The organism is Aeromonas sp. 55A (assembly GCF_051919665.1).
Lineage (GTDB): Bacteria > Pseudomonadota > Gammaproteobacteria > Enterobacterales > Aeromonadaceae > Aeromonas > Aeromonas veronii.
In genome coordinates this window covers 1,143,759-1,157,500 of the sequence record NZ_JBQBEH010000008.1, presented here as the reverse complement: position 1 = coordinate 1,157,500, position 13,742 = coordinate 1,143,759, and the positions used below count along the sequence as shown (strand labels likewise).

At 57.9% G+C, this 13,742-nt stretch carries 12 protein-coding genes, 1 tRNA gene and 2 rRNA genes (1 of these 15 only partly in view); 9 read left to right on the top strand and 6 right to left on the bottom strand.

The window, feature by feature from the left end; genetic code table 11:
* From ACTG2G_RS09380 to ACTG2G_RS09370, 3 genes are all read left to right on the top strand, one after another.
* Positions 1-2,747 (top strand): 23S ribosomal RNA (locus ACTG2G_RS09380); it begins 143 nt to the left of the window's first position.
* Between the two features lie 123 nt (positions 2,748-2,870).
* Positions 2,871-2,985: ribosomal RNA gene (gene rrf, locus ACTG2G_RS09375) — 5S ribosomal RNA — on the top strand.
* A gap of 96 nt (positions 2,986-3,081) precedes the next feature.
* Positions 3,082-3,158: transfer RNA gene (locus ACTG2G_RS09370), tRNA-Asp, on the top strand.
* A gap of 487 nt (positions 3,159-3,645) precedes the next feature.
* Here ACTG2G_RS09370 and ACTG2G_RS09365 read toward each other — a convergent pair.
* Positions 3,646-4,005 (bottom strand): YijD family membrane protein, encoded by a 360-nt coding sequence (locus tag ACTG2G_RS09365; RefSeq protein ID WP_139732161.1) that lies wholly within the window; start codon positions 4,003-4,005, stop codon positions 3,646-3,648.
* 19 nt (positions 4,006-4,024) lie between these two features.
* On the bottom strand, positions 4,025-4,645 hold the full coding sequence (gene fabR, locus ACTG2G_RS09360) for an HTH-type transcriptional repressor FabR (RefSeq protein ID WP_005339921.1): 621 nt from the start codon (positions 4,643-4,645) through the stop codon (positions 4,025-4,027).
* A 147-nt stretch (positions 4,646-4,792) separates the two neighbouring features.
* On the opposite strand from fabR, the gene ACTG2G_RS09355 reads away from it, so the two are divergent.
* Complete coding sequence (locus tag ACTG2G_RS09355) at positions 4,793-5,911, top strand: fatty acid desaturase (RefSeq protein ID WP_158113647.1); 1,119 nt, start codon at positions 4,793-4,795, stop codon at positions 5,909-5,911.
* Positions 5,912-6,255: 344 nt separating this feature from the next.
* Here the strand turns inward: ACTG2G_RS09355 and ACTG2G_RS09350 are convergent, their stop codons facing one another.
* The gene (locus ACTG2G_RS09350; RefSeq protein ID WP_143233536.1) at positions 6,256-6,411 is read right to left on the bottom strand and encodes a hypothetical protein; all 156 of its coding nucleotides are present in this window, start codon (positions 6,409-6,411) and stop codon (positions 6,256-6,258) included.
* A 175-nt stretch (positions 6,412-6,586) separates the two neighbouring features.
* Between ACTG2G_RS09350 and ACTG2G_RS09345 the strand changes: the two genes are divergently transcribed.
* Complete coding sequence (locus tag ACTG2G_RS09345; RefSeq protein ID WP_005348507.1) at positions 6,587-7,213, top strand: lysoplasmalogenase; 627 nt, start codon at positions 6,587-6,589, stop codon at positions 7,211-7,213.
* A gap of 76 nt (positions 7,214-7,289) precedes the next feature.
* Here ACTG2G_RS09345 and ACTG2G_RS09340 read toward each other — a convergent pair whose 3' ends face one another.
* Together ACTG2G_RS09340 and ACTG2G_RS09335 are read right to left on the bottom strand one after the other, a co-directional pair.
* Positions 7,290-8,843: a DHA2 family efflux MFS transporter permease subunit gene (locus tag ACTG2G_RS09340; RefSeq protein ID WP_123173948.1), complete on the bottom strand. Its 1,554-nt coding sequence runs from the start codon at positions 8,841-8,843 to the stop codon at positions 7,290-7,292.
* A complete protein-coding gene (locus ACTG2G_RS09335) occupies positions 8,843-9,895 on the bottom strand; it encodes an HlyD family secretion protein (protein WP_005348510.1) in 1,053 nt (350 codons plus the stop codon). The genes ACTG2G_RS09340 and ACTG2G_RS09335 overlap by 1 nt, the downstream gene beginning before the upstream one ends.
* Before the next feature lie 96 nt (positions 9,896-9,991).
* Here ACTG2G_RS09335 and ACTG2G_RS09330 point away from each other — a divergent pair, with 96 nt between their 5' ends.
* Positions 9,992-10,894 (top strand): LysR family transcriptional regulator, encoded by a 903-nt coding sequence (locus ACTG2G_RS09330; protein ID WP_374807511.1) that lies wholly within the window; start codon positions 9,992-9,994, stop codon positions 10,892-10,894.
* Positions 10,895-10,904: 10 nt separating this feature from the next.
* Positions 10,905-11,219, top strand: a complete 315-nt coding sequence (locus ACTG2G_RS09325; RefSeq protein ID WP_005339933.1) for a putative signal transducing protein — start codon at positions 10,905-10,907, stop codon at positions 11,217-11,219.
* Between the two features lie 11 nt (positions 11,220-11,230).
* Here ACTG2G_RS09325 and ACTG2G_RS09320 read toward each other — a convergent pair whose 3' ends face one another.
* Positions 11,231-12,514, bottom strand: coding sequence for a dicarboxylate/amino acid:cation symporter (locus tag ACTG2G_RS09320; protein WP_252413143.1), 1,284 nt, complete (start codon positions 12,512-12,514; stop codon positions 11,231-11,233).
* A 209-nt stretch (positions 12,515-12,723) separates the two neighbouring features.
* Here ACTG2G_RS09320 and ACTG2G_RS09315 point away from each other — a divergent pair, with 209 nt between their 5' ends.
* Positions 12,724-12,969: a YecH family metal-binding protein gene (locus ACTG2G_RS09315; RefSeq protein ID WP_005357633.1), complete on the top strand. Its 246-nt coding sequence runs from the start codon at positions 12,724-12,726 to the stop codon at positions 12,967-12,969.
* Between the two features lie 99 nt (positions 12,970-13,068).
* On the top strand, positions 13,069-13,668 hold the full coding sequence (locus ACTG2G_RS09310; protein WP_013724175.1) for a YhgN family NAAT transporter: 600 nt from the start codon (positions 13,069-13,071) through the stop codon (positions 13,666-13,668).
* The last annotated feature ends 74 nt before the right edge of the window (positions 13,669-13,742 follow it).

Here is a 13,742-nt window from a genome sequence, read left to right as displayed (position 1 = left end):
TCGGGTATCTGTTACTGAATACATAGGTAACAGAGGCGAACCGGGAGAACTGAAACATCTAAGTACCCCGAGGAAAAGAAATCAACCGAGATTCCCTCAGTAGCGGCGAGCGAACGGGGATTAGCCCTTAAGCATCTTGGAAGTTAGTGGAACGGTCCTGGAAAGGCCGGCGATACAGGGTGATAGCCCCGTACACGAAAACAACCTTGATGTGAAATCGAGTAGGGCGGGACACGTGACATCCTGTCTGAATATGGGGGGACCATCCTCCAAGGCTAAATACTCCTGACTGACCGATAGTGAACCAGTACCGTGAGGGAAAGGCGAAAAGAACCCCTGTGAGGGGAGTGAAATAGAACCTGAAACCGTGTACGTACAAGCAGTGGGAGCCCTTCGGGGTGACTGCGTACCTTTTGTATAATGGGTCAGCGACTTACATTTTGTAGCGAGGTTAACCGTATAGGGGAGCCGTAGGGAAACCGAGTCTTAACTGGGCGTCTAGTTGCAAGGTGTAGACCCGAAACCGGGTGATCTAGCCATGGGCAGGTTGAAGGTTGAGTAACATCAACTGGAGGACCGAACCCACTAACGTTGCAAAGTTAGGGGATGACCTGTGGCTGGGGGTGAAAGGCCAATCAAACTCGGAGATAGCTGGTTCTCCCCGAAAGCTATTTAGGTAGCGCCTCGGACGAATACTACTGGGGGTAGAGCACTGTTTGGGCTAGGGGGTCATCCCGACTTACCAACCCCATGCAAACTCCGAATACCAGTAAGTACTATCCGGGAGACACACGGCGGGTGCTAACGTCCGTCGTGAAGAGGGAAACAACCCAGACCGCCGGCTAAGGTCCCAAAGTTCTGGTTAAGTGGGAAACGATGTGGGAAGGCTCAGACAGCTAGGATGTTGGCTTAGAAGCAGCCATCATTTAAAGAAAGCGTAATAGCTCACTAGTCGAGTCGGCCTGCGCGGAAGATGTAACGGGGCTCAAACCAGGCACCGAAGCCGCGGATTCACACTTATGTGTGAGTGGTAGGGGAGCGTTCTGTAAGTCTGCGAAGGTGTATCGAGAGGTATGCTGGAGATATCAGAAGTGCGAATGCTGACGTAAGTAACGATAAAGGGGGTGAAAAGCCTCCTCGCCGGAAGACCAAGGGTTCCTGTCCAACGTTAATCGGGGCAGGGTGAGTCGACCCCTAAGGCGAGGCCGAAAGGCGTAGTCGATGGGAAGCAGGTTAATATTCCTGCACGACTTGTAATTGCGATGGGGGGACGGAGAAGGCTAGGTGGGCCAGGCGACGGTTGTCCTGGTGAAAGTGCGTAGGTGGTGTTTCTAGGCAAATCCGGAGACACAACACTGAGACACGAGACGAACGCACTACGGTGTGGAAGCCATTGATGCCCTGCTTCCAGGAAAAGCCTCTAAGCTTCAGATTACAAGTCATCGTACCCCAAACCGACACAGGTGGTCGGGTAGAGAATACCAAGGCGCTTGAGAGAACTCGGGTGAAGGAACTAGGCAAAATAGAACCGTAACTTCGGGAGAAGGTTCGCTCCTGACAGTGAAGTCCCTTGCGGATGGAGCAGTTGGGAGTCGCAGTGACCAGATGGCTGGGACTGTTTATCAAAAACACAGCACTCTGCAAACACGAAAGTGGACGTATAGGGTGTGACACCTGCCCGGTGCCGGAAGGTTAATTGATGGGGTTAGCGCAAGCGAAGCTCTTGATCGAAGCCCCGGTAAACGGCGGCCGTAACTATAACGGTCCTAAGGTAGCGAAATTCCTTGTCGGGTAAGTTCCGACCTGCACGAATGGTGTAACCATGGCCATGCTGTCTCCACCCGAGACTCAGTGAAATCGAATTCGCCGTGAAGATGCGGTGTACCCGCGGCTAGACGGAAAGACCCCGTGAACCTTTACTACAGCTTGGCACTGAACATTGAACCTACATGTGTAGGATAGGTGGGAGGCTTTGAAGGCGTGACGCCAGTTGCGCTGGAGCCGTCCTTGAAATACCACCCTTGTATGTTTGATGTTCTAACGCAGGGCCCTGAATCGGGCTCGCGGACAGTGCCTGGTGGGTAGTTTGACTGGGGCGGTCTCCTCCCAAAGAGTAACGGAGGAGCACGAAGGTTGGCTAATCCTGGTCGGACATCAGGAGGTTAGTGCAATGGCATAAGCCAGCTTAACTGCGAGACGGACAGGTCGAGCAGGTACGAAAGTAGGTCATAGTGATCCGGTGGTTCTGAATGGAAGGGCCATCGCTCAACGGATAAAAGGTACTCCGGGGATAACAGGCTGATACCGCCCAAGAGTTCATATCGACGGCGGTGTTTGGCACCTCGATGTCGGCTCATCACATCCTGGGGCTGAAGTCGGTCCCAAGGGTATGGCTGTTCGCCATTTAAAGTGGTACGCGAGCTGGGTTCAGAACGTCGTGAGACAGTTCGGTCCCTATCTGCCGTGGGCGTTGGATGATTGAAGGGAGTTGCTCCTAGTACGAGAGGACCGGAGTGAACGAACCTCTGGTGTTCGGGTTGTCACGCCAGTGGCACTGCCCGGTAGCTAAGTTCGGAATCGATAACCGCTGAAAGCATCTAAGCGGGAAGCGAGCCCTGAGATGAGTCATCCCTGACCCCTTGAGGGTCCTAAAGGGCCGTTGGAGACCACAACGTTGATAGGTGGGGTGTGTAAGCGCGGCGACGTGTTGAGCTAACCCATACTAATTACCCGTGAGGCTTAACCATACAACACCCAAGAAGTGTTCTAAGGCTTGTAGCAAATACCAAGCGAACTACTCAAAATTCAGTGATAGTGACAAGCCAAGCGAAACATCACTACTCACGTCAGCTTTCTAGATTAAGAATTTGCCTGGCGGCCATAGCGCCGTGGAACCACCTGATCCCATGCCGAACTCAGAAGTGAAACGCGGTAGCGCCGATGGTAGTGTGGCATTCGCCATGCGAGAGTAGGACACTGCCAGGCACCTAATTAAACAGCGATGTGAAGAATCACGACGCTGGCTGCGAGGATGACACCTCATAGAAGCGGCACATGATTTAGCGAAAGCTAACCGAATGCGGAGCGGTAGTTCAGTCGGTTAGAATACCGGCCTGTCACGCCGGGGGTCGCGGGTTCGAGTCCCGTCCGCTCCGCCACTAATTTGAAGGCCTTCCCAGATGGGAAGGCCTTTTTGCTATGGGCTTTTTTGTCCATAAGACCCACAGGTTTGTATACCAGAACGAATACAAAAACCCGGCTTCATGACCGGGCTTTGGTGTTTTTAGCTTGTTAAACCAGCCAATGGTTCGCTTTTACCTGTCGGAAGGATGGCCAGATAGCCGGTTATTTCCACCATTTTCTGGCTATACCCGAGCCTTTTAGGGTTTATTTGAGGCGGTTTGGGCGAGTTTACAGGCGGCCAAATCAGCCTTCTGCCGCCTGCTGGTTGCAGGGAAGTTCCATATTGACCACCTCCGCTTCCATCTGCACGTCGATCTTGAAACCCAGCAGCTTGGCTAGGTTGGGAATACCGAGATTGCCGGATTAATCAGGTACCGTTCAAGCAAAGAGGCCTTCCCGACGGGAAGGCCTCTTTGTTTTATCTATCAGCTGATTACCATCACTCGGTCGATTTATCAGGGCTTACTCTTTGTTGCCAATGCTCAGGCCGAGCTTGATGGAGAGGGCTGCCAGTAACAGCAGCATCATGATCAGGGAGAAGAAGTTGCTGCCAAGCTCCGGGTATTGCACTTTGAGCAGCGCGGAGTGACCGAAGACACCGATAAAGAAGCAGAGCAGGGTGCAGATGGGGGTGTTGCCCACCATGGGTTCATGGCGATAGTGCTGGAACAGCTGATAGGCCGCCAGCCAGAGGGCAATCAGCGGAAAGAAGGAGAAAGGTACGACCGAGTTGGTCAGCACGGCCAGAGATGCATCGCCACAGATACCAATCAGCATGGCCATGGCAAGCGGTTTTTTCGGGATCATAAGCTGTTCAGGCATGTCGTTCTCCATCCTGTGGTCATGGGTGAGGTTCACGGCGCTTCTGGTTTTGTACCTCCGCGCCCATGGCGATCATCCGCAGTTGGCGAATTGTTCGGTCGGAGAGTGCCCGGCACTCTTCGCTGGTCATGTCGAGCGCATCGGCACCGGCACTGAAGACGATGGTGACCATGGCTTCTGCCTGGATGTAGGCATCTTCCCGTGGTGCTTCTGTGGTGGCTTCCAGATAATCGGTCAGCTCTGCGATAAAGTGCTGGATTTCGCGAGCCACCGCCTGACGAAAGGCGGCCGAGGTGCCGGAGCGTTCCCGCAGCAGTAGCCGAAAGATGTTGGGGTTGTTCTCGACGAACTCCATAAAGGTCTGCACCGAGGTGCTGATGACACTGCCACCACCGGCAATGCGCTGGCGTGCCTGTCGCATCAGTTGGCGCAAGGTAAGACCTCCTTCGTCAACTAGGGTCAGGCCCAGCTCCTCCATATCGCGAAAGTGGCGATAGAAAGAGGTAGGAGCGATACCCGCTTCGCGAGCGACTTCCCGCAGGCTGAGATTGGAGAAACTCCGATTGGCGCACAGTTGGCTGAATGCAGCATCGATCAATGTACGCCGGGTTTTTTCTTTTTGTTGAGCGCGAATACCCACGAAATCAGTCACCTTCAGCTTATTGAGGCCAAATGATAACCCGAAGGCGCCTCAGGATCAGGTTTGTATCCTACTTTTTTACCATTGACCGTGAGGAAATCACCATAGAAAATGGCTAACAGCTGTTCGCTGAAAGGATGCAATGAGATGGCCAGACCCCCCATTATTTTCACCAATACCCTGCTGTTCTCCCTCTCCGGGATAGTGGCGTTGATTGTCGTGCCCTGGTACGGCATGAGCCACGGTTACGATCTCTGGCAGTGGGCCAGTTTCCTGTTGTTGTTCTGCCTGAGTGGTCTCTCCATCACCGCAGGCTATCACCGGCTCTGGTCGCACAAGGCCTACAAGGCGCACCCCGCTTTGCAGTGGTTATTTGCCATCGGCGGTGCGTTGGCGCTGCAGAATTCTGCCCTGCACTGGTCGGCCGATCACCGCCGTCACCATCGTCATGTGGATGACAACGATAAAGACCCCTACAGCGCGGGGCGCGGCTTCTGGTATTCGCACATCGGCTGGATGCTGCGGGAGCATCAGGGAGATCGCTATGGCGATTACAGCAATGTGCGAGACCTGCAAAACAACCCGGTGGTCGCGTTTCAGCACCGTCACTATCTGACGCTGGCGCTGGCTGCCAATCTGGGGCTGCCGCTGCTGCTCGGCCTATGGCACGGGGATATGCTCGGCATGTTGCTGTTGGCGGGCGTACTGCGGATGGTGATGACTCACCACACCACCTTCTTCATCAATTCGCTGGCCCACATCTGGGGCAGTCAGCCCTATACCGACCGCAATACCGCTCGCGATAACGGCATCCTGGCTTTTTTCACCTTTGGCGAGGGGTACCACAACTTTCACCACCTGTTCGAGAATGACTACCGCAACGGCATTCACTGGTGGCAGTTCGATCCGACCAAGTGGTTGATTCGGCTCGCCTCCTGGTGCGGTCTGGCGGGGGATCTCAGATCCTCGCCGGAGGAGCGTATCGAACAAGCCCGGCTGCAGATGCAGCTGAAACGGGCACAAGCCAAGTTGCGCAAGCAGGAAGATCGCGAACTGTGGCAGGCGCTGCTGCAGGAGGAATACGACAAGCTGAGCCAGCAGTTGCAACACTATTACGCCAGTCGCAAGCGGCTGCTGGAGCTGCGCAAGCGCAAGGCGCTGGCGCGCTATGACCGCCTCAAGCTGCAACTGGAGTACCGGGCCCTGCGTGACGGCTTCATCGCTGGTAAACGCAACTGGAGTCGTTTGCTGGCAGGTATTGCATGATGCCGTCCGGTTATCACAGAGACTAAAAGAGAAGACCGCCAGCTGGCGGTCTTCTCTTTTATGATTCAACTCAAGTTAGTTGGCTTGGCTCTGCTGTTGCTGCAACTGATCCAGTGCCTGTTGCTCCTGCTGGCTGAGACCGAGCTGTTCGCAGGCCTGCTCAAAGCTGATCCCCAGATGGCGCATCATGATATCCAATAACGGGAGGGCTTAGTTGGCTTGGCTCTGCTGTTGCTGCAACTGATCCAGCGCCTGTTGCTCCTGCTGGCTAAGACCCAGTTGTTCGCAGGCCTGCTCAAACTGACCCTCGGATGGCACATCATGATATCCAATAACGGGAGGGCTTAGTTGGCTTGGCCCTGCTGTTGCTGCAACTGATCCAGTGCCTGCTGCTCCTGCTGGCTGAGGCCCAGCTGTTCACAGGCCTGCTCAAAGCTGATCCCCAGATGGCACATCATGATATCGATGGCGGGCAGATAGTTCTTCATAGCTTCTTCCATGGTGATCCTCCAGACCCGTCACTTATGCCCTGAACCACTCGGGGCGGCAATTAGACTTTAGGCTTAGTCTGTCCATTTGATCAGCACCCCTGCCACTGGGGGAGGGAATTTGTTACCCTGCACCATGATAAAAACGGTTGCCGTATGACTGCGAGCAACAGGTGAGGAGCAGGGCATGTTATTGAGTTTCTTGATCATCGCTTCAGGTTGGTGGCACATCCGTGCGGCCTACGGTTCAGACAGCCGCCAGTTCTATATCAGCAAGCCACTGACCATGTTGCTTATCATCGCGTTGGCGTTCGGCTACCAGAGTTATGACCACGACGGTTCACACGCCTGGATCCTGCTTGGCCTTTGTCTCTCGCTGGCGGGCGATGTGCTGCTGATGCTGCCAAGCGATCGCTTCATTCAGGGGTTGGCGGCATTTCTTGTCGCGCATCTCTGCTATATCGTCGGTTTTGCCCAAGGGCCATTGCTGCTCAATCTGGTGGATGGTTTGCTGCTGTTGCTGATCGCCGGCATGGTATTCGGCCTGTTGTGGGGCAAGCTGGGGGAGATGCGGATCCCGGTCTTCTGCTACATGCTGGTGATCATTGGCATGGCCTGGGTGGCTGCCGGGGCCTGGCACGCCTCTCTCACAGCCGGTTCGGCCGCCGCTCTGGTGGGGGCGCTGATGTTCCTCTTCTCCGACAGCATGCTGGCGCTCGATCGCTTCCGCCGCCCCTTTCCCCACGCCCGCGCCTGGGTGATGAGCAGCTACTTCGCAGCGCAATTCCTGATTGCAGGGTCGCTGGCGGGATAACACCTTCTGGTTGAGTGCAGGTAACAGATAACGAAAAACGGGCATTGGCCCGTTTTCGTTTTATGCCCGGCGTTTTTCACGCCTCTAGCGGTTCGGCATCCGCTGCCCGTGGGGCGGGGGATTTGAGCAACAACATCAGGCCGCTGGCGATCAGCAAGAAGATCCCCATGATGTAGAACACCTGGTTGTAGGCCATGATGGCCGCTTCCCGGTTGATGGTATTGGCCAGCATGGCCCGTGCTTGCTGCTGGGCAATCTCGGGGCCTGAACCCTGCGCCATCATGCTCTGGGCCAGTTGCAGCAGATAGTTTTGCCCCTCGATACTGCTGGCGGCCAGAGTGCTGCCAATTTGCAGCACATGGGTGCGGGTATCGTTATCGAGCATGGTCGCGATGATGGCGATACCGAACGCACCACCGAGGTTGCGCAGCACGTTGAGCAGGGTCGAGGAGGAGGGGATCTCGTCGTGGCTCAGGCTGGCGGTGGCGACCAGGGAGAGCGGCACCATGATGAAGGGCTGCCCCAGCGCCCGCACGATAAGCGACTGGATCAGCTGCGGCCCGGCGTAGTCGGCACTCATGTTGACGTTCATAAAGCAGCTGACGGCGAAGATCAGGAAGCCGAAGCTCACCAGATAGCGCGGATCTATCTTGTGGGTCAGTTTGGGCACCAGCGGTAGCACCAGCAGTTGCGGCAGCCCCATCCACATCAGTACTTCGCCGATTTCCAGCGCGTTGTAGTTGTGGATCTGGGTCATGTAGAGCGGCAGCACATAGATGGAGCCCATCAACGCCATGCCGAGGATCAGATAGGCGAAGCAGGCCAGCGCGAAGCGCGGGTTGTGCAGCAGCCGCAGATTGACCAGCGGGTGACGGCGGATCAGCTGGCTGATGACGAAGAACACCAGCGCCACCGCCGAAATGACTGCCAGTCGCACGATGAAGCTTGAGCCGAACCAGTCTTCCCGGTTGCCCTCTTCCAGTACCACCTCCAGCAAGCCGAGGCCAAGCGCCATGGTGACAATCCCGATAAGGTCGACCCGCTTGATCACGGCCCAGTCCACCGGTTTTTTATCCAGCCCGTGGGCCAGCATGGCCATCACCAGCAGTCCTGGCGGCACGTTGAGATAGAAGATGTAGTGCCACGACATCTGCTCGGTGAGCCAGCCACCGAGGGTCGGGCCGATGGCGGGGGCGAAAGTGGCGCAGAGGCCAAACAGCGCCATGCCGGTGGCCCGCTTCTGTAGCGGCAACAGGGTGACGATGAGGGAGAAGGCCATCGGGATCAGCGCCCCGCCGGTGAAGCCCTGCAGCGCCCGGAAGACGATCATGCTGGTGAGGTTCCAACTGAACGAACAGAGCACAGAGGCGGCGATAAAGGCACCGGTGGTCCAGAGCAGGTAGCGGCGCACGCTCAGCCCCCGGCTCAACCAGCCGCTCAGGGGGATGGCGATCATCTCCGCCACCAGATAGGAGGTGGAGATCCAGGAGCTCTCGCTCAGGGTGGCCGACAGGGCCCCCTGAATATCCTTCAGGGAGGCATTGGTGATCTGGATATCGAGGATGGCCATGAAGGCGCCGATAAGGCCCCCCATGACCGCGATCCAGTTGCGACGTGGAATGGGTTCCATCAGTTGGCAGCCACCACGGGATCAGGAGTGCGGGTATCCACGATCACTTCGGTCGAGAGACCCGGCAGCAGCTTGCCTGCCAGCGGGCCCGGCTCGGGGATGCGGATCTTCACAGGCACCCGCTGCACGATTTTGGTGAAGTTGCCGGTGGCATTCTCCGGCGGCAGCAGAGCGAACTTGGCGCCGGTCGCCGGAGCCAAGCTGTCGATGATCCCCTCGACCGGTTGATCCGGGTAGGCATCGAGTACCACTTCGACCTTCTGGCCCGGCTGCATATGGGCGAGCTGGGTCTCCTTGAAGTTGGCCTCGACCCACACCTGCTGCAGCGGCACCAGGCTGGCGACCTGCATACCGGACTGGACGTAGAGCCCTTCCCGCAGGCTGCGCTTGCCGATGATGCCATCGGCCGGTGCCCGCAGCTCGGTATAACCTAGCTCCAGCTTGGCCTGCTCCAGTTGCGCTTCGCTCAATGCCAGCTTGGCCAGATTCTGTTTGCGCTCGGCATCCAGTACCAGCAGTCGCTCACGGGCCGCTTGCAGGGCGGCTTGGGCCTCCCGGGCTTGCGCCTGATTGACCTGCAGGCCGGCACGCACCTCGTCCAGACTGTCTTGCGAGCTGTAGTGGCGCTGGTTGAGCTGACTGATCCGGTTGACCTGCTGGCTGGCACGCAGCTGTTCGGCATTGGCGGAGGCGACCTTGGCCTCGGCCTGCTGGATCAGGCTCAGTTGTTGGGTGCGGGTGGCGGCCAGATTTTCGGCCGTCGCCTGATTGAGGCGCAGGTCGGCTTCGGCCTCCGCGACCCTGGTTTTGTATTCGCGATCATCGAGACGGGCGATCAGCTGACCCGCTTTGACCGGCTGGTTGTCGGTGACCAGCACTTCGCGGATATAGCCGGGCAGCTTGGAGCTGATCCCGGTCACTTCACTTTGCAGATAGGCGTTGTCGGTGCTTTCAAAATAGCGGCCGTGAAGATACCAGTAACCGGCGAACAGCAGACCGAGCAGCGCCAATATCATGGCTGCCAGCAGGGGAATTTTCTTGTGTTGACTCATTTTTGTGATTCCTGAACTTAAGGGGCGCAGGCTAACACTGGTCAACTGTTTCGATTAGTATTGGTTCACGAGATATACAGTTTCACTGGTGCAACAATGGATCTCAATGCCGCGTTAATTCTGGTGCGTATCGTCGACAAGGGCTCGTTTACGGGGGCTGCCCGCGAGCTGGGGATGACCAAGGCGATGGTCAGCCGCCGCATCGCCGAACTGGAACAGCGGCTCGGAGTGCGTCTGCTCTATCGCTCCACCCGTCAGCTCACTTTGACTGAGGAGGGGGAGAAGTACTACCTGCACTGTAGCAAGGCGGTCGATGCCCTGACCGAAGCCGAGCTGATGCTGAGCGCCAGCCAGCAGGAGGTGACCGGCACCCTCAAACTGGCGGTGCCCATCGAGACGGGGCAACTGGTGGTCGGGCGCTTGGTCGCCAAGTTTTTGCAGGCCTATCCCGCCCTGCAGGTGGAGCTGGAGCTGACCAACCGGGTGGTGGATCCCATCAGCGAAGGGCTGGATGCGGTGGTGCGGATTGGCGACATGAGCGACTCCAATCTGGCGGCGCGCCGACTCTGGAGCACCGGGAGGCTGCTCTGTGCCAGCCCGGACTATCTGGCCCGTAGTCCGGTCATCGAGCGGCCGGAGGATCTGGCCAACCACGAGCGGGTGACGGTGAGCAGCGGGTTTCTCGCCTCTCACTGGTGCTTCGAGCTGGATGGCAGAGAGGTGCTGGTTGACCCCCCATCCCGTTTTTGGGTCAATAATATTACCTGTGCCCGGGAGGCGGCGAAGGCGGGGCTGGGGTTGGCCTCGTTACCCGCTATGCTCTGTCAGGATGAGCTGGCCAGCGGCGAGCTGGTGATTCTGCTGCCAGAGTGGCAGCAGCCCAGGGTGCCGATTTATTTGCTGTTTCCGGAGCGGCAACTGATGCCGCGCAAGTTGCGGGCATTCATCGATTTCATGATTGAGAACGGCGCCGAGTTTGGCATCGACAAGTTGTTGTAAGGGGGGAGCTATGGATAACTGGATCAATCTCTATCGCGCCTCACACACCCTGGAGGCACACGCGTTGAAAGGGGCGCTGGAGGCGGAAGGGGTGCTGGTGCGCCTCAATGGCGAGGGGCTGTCGGGCGCCCTTGGCGAACTGCCGGTCGACATGTTGCAGGTGACCCTGATGGTGCGGGCCGAGGATCGCAGCAAGGCAGGACGGGTCATTGAGCGTTACCAGCAGCGTCAGGGTAACGGCTGGCTGTGCGGCCAGTGCGGGGAGGAGAACGGCGCCAACTTCGACGTCTGCTGGCGCTGTCATCACGATCCCCACGACAGCTGAGCTTTCTTCCGCTAGCGCGGCGGGAACTCGATATCTTCCCCTGCGCTGGCATCGTGATAGGTCGCCAGATCCAGTTCGTTTTCGCTGCGGGCGATCAGCACCGACACCAGAATATCCCCCGATACATTGACCGTGGTGCGCGCCATGTCGAGGATCCGGTCAATGCCTGCAATCAGTGCCACCCCTTCCAGCGGCAAGCCCACCGCCGTCAGGGTCAGGGTCAGCAGCATCAATCCGGTGCCCGGGGTGCCAGCGGTGCCGATACTGGCCAGGGTAGCGATGCTGATGATGGTCAGGTAATCGATCATGTGCAGATCCACCCCGAATGCCTGAGCTACGAACAGCGCAGTCACTCCCTGATAGAGGGCGGTGCCATCCATGTTGATGGTGGCGCCGATGGGCAGCACCTTGGCGGTGATGGCGGGGGAGACTCCCAGCCGCTTCTCGGCGCAGGCCAGACTGATGGGCAGGGTGGAGTTGCTGGAGCTGCTGGTGAAGGCCACCGCCTGAGCGTCAACGATGCTCTTGAAGTAGTGCAGCGGATTGAGCCGTGCCAGCAGGAGCAGCAGGGTGCTGTAGACCCCGAGCACGTGCAGCAGGCAGCCGAGGTAGACGGCGCCGATCACCTTGAGCAGCGGTAGTAGCAGGTCGAGGCCGTACTTGCCGGTCATCCAGGCCATCAGGGCGCAGACACCGTAAGGGGCGAGCGCCATCACCATCTGGGTCAGCTTGAACATCCCCTCTGCCAGCGAGGTGAAGAAGAGGATGGCGGGACGGCCACGGCGACCGCTGGCGTTTAGGGCGACCGCCAGCGCCACCGCAAAGACGATCACTTGCAGGATCTTGCCATCCACCATCGCCTGTACCGGGTTGCTCGGCACCAGATGGCTCAGCACGCTGGCCAGAGTGGGTGGTTCCGACATGCCGATCCGCTCATAGGGGCCCATGTCGGCACCCATGCCGGGCTCCAGCAGCCAGCCCATCATCAGGCCGATGCAGATGGCGATGGCGGTCGAGCAGAAGTAGAGGCAGATCGCCTTGCTGCCGATGCGATCGAGGGCCTTGCCCTTGAGCAGCGAGGTGAGACCGGCGATGACCGAGCAGAAAATGAGGGGCACCATCAGCATCTGGATGGTGTTGACGAACAGGACGCCAAGGGGCTTGAGCAGCAGGGCTTGCTCTTCAAAGCCGACGCCCAGACCCACCCCTGTCAGCATGCCGATCAGGGTCTTGAGCCAGAGTGGTCGGCGGGTCCAGATCTGCCAGGGCTTGAGAGCCTCTCCATGGAACAGCATGACGCCAATATCCTTATACATTGTCTGCGATGGCCAAAAAGGGGCGCCAGTGTAGCGATCCCTGACGCGGGTTGCCACATTATCGACAAAGCGGTGGCGGTGACCACTCCCCTGACCAGGTAATGCGCAATTTATTGGCCTATATCAAGATCCCTCCGGGCGGGGAGATATTTAATTGGCATTAAATATGTTCATTATTGAGGTGAGAGATGTCGCAATCGGTTCATGGTCACGAAGTGATGGAGATGATGTTGGCGCAAGGGGGGCAATTTACCCGTGCCAGCCTGAAACAGGCGATGGCCGAGCGGTTCGGTGCCGAGGCCCGTTTTCATACCTGCAGCGCCAGCGAGATGGATGCGGAAGCGCTGATCGACTTTCTGGCCGCCCGCGGCAAATTCATCGACTCGGCCGAGGGTTTCCAGACCCGTGCCGACAAGATCTGCAACCACGGTTAATCCCGCTGCGAGCGCATCATGGCGCTCGCTCAATTCTTCGCCCTTTGCTATATTTCGCCCCCTCTCTTTTCCCTATTCAGGGCGTAGCCCGGGCGTTGTATGGATACTTTCTCTGCCGCAGTCATGCTGTTTCTGATCATGGACCCGCTGGGCAACCTGCCGGTCTTCCTCTCTATACTGCGTCATATCGATCCCAAGCGACGCCGCAAGGTGATGGTGCGCGAGCTGCTCTTCTCGCTGGCCATCATGATGCTGTTCCTGTTCGTCGGTCAGCAGATCCTCGGTTTCCTCAACCTGCGGCAGGAGGCGGTCAGCATTGCGGGGGGCATTATCCTGTTCCTGATCGCCATCAAGATGATCTTCCCGAGTGAAGGGGGCGTGACCGGGCTGGCGGCGGGCGAGGAGCCCTTCCTGGTGCCGATGGCGATCCCGATGATCGCCGGTCCTTCTATCTTGGCTTCTTTGATGCTGCTGGCCAATCAGGAGCCGACCCGGATGGTGGACTGGTCGCTGGCACTCTTTCTGGCCTGGGCTGCCAGTGCGGTGATCCTGATGTTCTACGAGGTATTCAACAAGCTGCTGGGTGAGCGGGGACTCACTGCGGTGGAACGGCTGATGGGCATGCTGTTGGTGATGATCTCGGTCCAGATGTTGCTGGACGGGGTACATCACTATCTGGCGGTGACCGGTCAGGGCTGAGCGGTTTACATCTTGAAGTGAATGAAACGGGGCTACGCAGAGCCCCGTTTTTTGTGCCGCCGAGAAGGGGGGCG

Excerpts from the sequence above, each read along its gene's own strand:
- ACTG2G_RS09365 (WP_139732161.1), bottom strand. The coding sequence starts at position 4,005 with ATGCCTGAACAGCTTATGATCCCGAAAAAACCGCTTGCCATGGCCATG.
- ACTG2G_RS09355 (WP_158113647.1), top strand. The coding sequence starts at position 4,793 with ATGGCCAGACCCCCCATTATTTTCACCAATACCCTGCTGTTCTCCCTC.
- ACTG2G_RS09350 (WP_143233536.1), bottom strand. The coding sequence starts at position 6,411 with ATGGAAGAAGCTATGAAGAACTATCTGCCCGCCATCGATATCATGATG.
- ACTG2G_RS09345 (WP_005348507.1), top strand. The coding sequence starts at position 6,587 with ATGTTATTGAGTTTCTTGATCATCGCTTCAGGTTGGTGGCACATCCGT.
- ACTG2G_RS09340 (WP_123173948.1), bottom strand. The coding sequence starts at position 8,843 with ATGGAACCCATTCCACGTCGCAACTGGATCGCGGTCATGGGGGGCCTT.
- ACTG2G_RS09335 (WP_005348510.1), bottom strand. The coding sequence starts at position 9,895 with ATGAGTCAACACAAGAAAATTCCCCTGCTGGCAGCCATGATATTGGCG.
- ACTG2G_RS09330 (WP_374807511.1), top strand. The coding sequence starts at position 9,992 with ATGGATCTCAATGCCGCGTTAATTCTGGTGCGTATCGTCGACAAGGGC.
- ACTG2G_RS09325 (WP_005339933.1), top strand. The coding sequence starts at position 10,905 with ATGGATAACTGGATCAATCTCTATCGCGCCTCACACACCCTGGAGGCA.
- ACTG2G_RS09320 (WP_252413143.1), bottom strand. The coding sequence starts at position 12,514 with ATGCTGTTCCATGGAGAGGCTCTCAAGCCCTGGCAGATCTGGACCCGC.
- ACTG2G_RS09315 (WP_005357633.1), top strand. The coding sequence starts at position 12,724 with ATGTCGCAATCGGTTCATGGTCACGAAGTGATGGAGATGATGTTGGCG.
- ACTG2G_RS09310 (WP_013724175.1), top strand. The coding sequence starts at position 13,069 with ATGGATACTTTCTCTGCCGCAGTCATGCTGTTTCTGATCATGGACCCG.